The organism is Longimicrobiaceae bacterium (genome assembly GCA_035936415.1).
GTDB lineage: Bacteria > Gemmatimonadota > Gemmatimonadetes > Longimicrobiales > Longimicrobiaceae > JAFAYN01.
This window is the reverse complement of record DASYWD010000602.1, coordinates 1-3023: the sequence shown is the minus strand read 5'-3', so window position 1 is coordinate 3023 and position 3023 is coordinate 1. Positions and strand designations below refer to the sequence as shown.

The window sequence follows — 3023 nt, the reverse complement described above, 5'->3', positions numbered from 1 at the left end:
CGCGGCGGGGTAGGAGCGGAGCGCGTGCACCATGGCCCAGCGCGCGACCGGCGCCACCAGCAGCGGGGCCATGGCGGGCGCGTACACCAGCCCCGTCCACTTCCCCAGGAGCAGCAGGGCGAGCCCCGCCCCCCCGAAGGTCCCCAGCCGGGGGTCCTTGAGGATCGCCAGGCGCCGCTCGCGCGTGGCCTGCGCATCCCCGGCGGCCGGCGCGAACGCCGCGTCGCAGCAGTCCGCCCAGCCGTCCAGGTGCAGCGCGCCGGTCACCAGCACCCACGCGGCCAGGGCCAGCGTCGCCAGGGGGAGGGGCGGGAGGGGGAGGAGGAGCACCGCCGCGGGCACCGCGCCCACCAGCAGCCCCACGAGCGGGTAGAACGCCGTCGCCGCCCGCAGCTCCTCCGCCGACGCCTCCCCGCGCAGCGGAACGCGCACCGCGGTGAGCGTCGCCGTGGCGAGGAGGAGCGGGCGGAAGGAGAGCGGCACGCGGTATCGCATCCGGAAAGAATGGGGGTGGACGCGGGGTGCGTCCACCCCCGGACGAGCCATGGCCGGAGCCTACGGGAGGAAGGTGAAGGCCAGGCCGAAGGGGCAGATCCCGGTGGACGTCTGCTGCTCGACCTGGAAGGTGCTCCCCAGGCGGTACAGGGTCCCCGGATCCTTGCAGCTGCCGGGGTTCAGGGTGTGGAGCCGGCCGGCGAAGTCGAACCCGATCCCGGACACGGGGGGCTTTCCGCCGGGGACGATGGGGTTCAGCCCGCGGAAGAGCCGAGTGGCGGGGTCCCAGACCCGGACGCCCTCGCCGTACACCCCCACGTGCACCAGGCCGTCGCGCCCCACGGCGACGCTCCCGGGGAAGTTGCCGAAGCCGGGGTGGTGGCTCGTCTCACGCCGCGTGTTCACGTCGACCACCGAGAGGGAGCCGTTGTTGCCGCCGAACGAGCCGGAGTTGACCACGTACAGCTGCCCGCCGGGACCGAAGGCCGCCGCCCCGGGGTTGAGGCCGCTCAGCTGGATCGTCGCGACGGTCTTGAGCGTCCCGTCGATGACGCTGATGGAGCCGGGGCGGACCGGTACGAACTTCTCCAGCTCAGCGTTGAGCACGTAGGCGCGTCCCTCGGAGGCCACGATCGCCTGCGGGAAGGTGCCCACCGGGATCTGCGCGCCGGCCGTCCCCCGGCGGGTGTTCACCGGGGTCACGCTGTTCAGGTTGGAGTTCGCCACCAGCGCGATGCTGTCGTTCAGGAAGGCCACTCCGGTGGCGCCGGAGCCCGCGGGGAGGGCGACAGTGTGGACCACCTTGCGCTGGCCGAGGTCCACCACCGCGGCGAACGGGAAGGTGCCGAGCGGGACCACGGCGGTCCCCCCGTTCACGGCGACCGTGAGGGGGCTCCCCTCGGCGCCGACCCCGATGGTGAACCGCCCCGCGGGGTCGTCCACCGGGACCACGGTGAGGGAGCGCTCGCTGCTGTTCACCACGACGGCGACCTCGGTGCCGGCGGGCCGCCTCGGCTCGGTGGGGCCGTTGTCGCACGACGCCAGCGCGAGGATGGGCGCGAGGAGGAGCGCCGCGGGGCGGCGAAGGGTCCGGAAGAGCGGGTGATTCACGGAAAGGTACCTCAACAAAGGGTTCAGGGTCGATCCGCCCGGCGGGCACGAAGCTCCAGGCGGATCCGGCGTCCGGCTTCGGGGAAGCCGAAGATGAGCGACTCCTTCTCGTCCAGGAGCCGGTCTACGTGCAGCGCGGCGGCGAGCGCGGCCGGGCCGGCCCGCCATTCCCGCGCCAGGTCCAGGTCCACGGTCCAGAAGCGGGGGAGGGCGTTGACGGCCGCGGGGCCCGGGTAGCGGGTGCCGGTCAGGAGCGCTCCCGCCGCCGCCCGCCAGGGGCCGGGCGTCCACTCCGCCCGGAGCTGCGCGGAGTGCCGCGGGCGATACGCCACCTGGACGGGGTCGCCCTCGCGGTCGTAGGTGACCGCCGCCAGCGCGTAGGACCCGGTCACCCGGAGCGCGCGGTCGGGCCAGGCCGCCGCGATCCACGCTTCCGCCCCGCGGCGCTTCACGTCGGTGTTCCGGGGGCTCCACACGAAGCGGAAGTCGGGAAGCCACACGATCATCCCCTTCACGTCGCCCGTGAACGCCCGCGCGCCGACGTCCAGGGAGAGCCCCGGTGCGGAGCGCGAAAGGGCTGCGCCCGCCTCCCACTCGGAGGGGATGCGCTCCGGCTGGAGGTCCGGGTTGGGCGCGACCGCGACCCCCTCGCGGAAGAACTGGTCGCCCAGCGAGGGCGGGCTGAAGCCGCTGCGGTGGGCGAGGTGCACGGTCAGGGGGCCGGCCCCGTAGCGCCCGGCCAGCGAATGGCTGGGGTACCACCGCCCGGCCACGTCGTCCCGGTCCGCCCGCAGGTTGGCGGTGAGCTCCAGGTCGCGGGGCCCCAGCTCCACGCCCGCCGTGGCGTGCGCGAAGGCGCCGACGTCGGTCCGGGTGCGCGGGGCGTGCTCGCCCAGGCTCCCGCTGTTCACGTGCTGCACGAGCCCCTCGGCCCCGGCGCCGTATCCGCGGAGCCACCGGGAGGCCGGGATCCGCTCCGCCCCGGTGCGCAGCTCCAGCGAGCGGACGCGGGTGGTCTCGTCGTAGGGGAGGCCGAACGGGGGGGCGGGATCCGCGTACCGCACCGCCTGGGCGACCGCGCTGAGCGAGGCGCCGACGGAGTACGCCGCCTCGCTCCGGCGCCAGGCGAGGGAGCCGCGGGTGCGGTCCAGCTCCTGCCGAGCCCGTACCGAAGGCGCGTACCCCTTGCCCGGGAGGCCGCGCTCCAGCCCCTCGGCTCCCAGGCGCAGACGGAGCTCCCCGCCCGCCGCGGCCGCCTGGGCGGCGCCGAAGCCGCTCCACTCCGCCAGGTCCGCGTTGGCGCGGCGCTCGGGGGTGGGGTCGAGCCCCCGGACCCGCGGGTAGTCGAAGGCGCCCTCCAGGGAGCGGGCGTGCCCGCCCACGCTCCACCCCAGCGCCCGCCCCGCCCTCCCCACCTC

The 3023-nt window shown here is 75.6% G+C and carries 3 protein-coding genes; all 3 read right to left on the bottom strand.

The window, feature by feature from the left end:
• Nucleotides 1–495: adenosylcobinamide-GDP ribazoletransferase (locus tag VGR37_24245; GenBank protein ID HEV2150533.1), on the bottom strand; the 495-nt coding region annotated here is incomplete at its 3' end.
• 60 nt (nt 496–555) lie between these two features.
• A complete protein-coding gene (locus VGR37_24240; protein ID HEV2150532.1) occupies nt 556–1605 on the bottom strand; it encodes a hypothetical protein in 1050 nt (349 codons plus the stop codon).
• Nucleotides 1606–1628: 23 nt separating this feature from the next.
• A partial coding sequence (locus VGR37_24235; protein ID HEV2150531.1) for a TonB-dependent receptor occupies nt 1629–3023 on the bottom strand: 1395 nt, incomplete at its 5' end.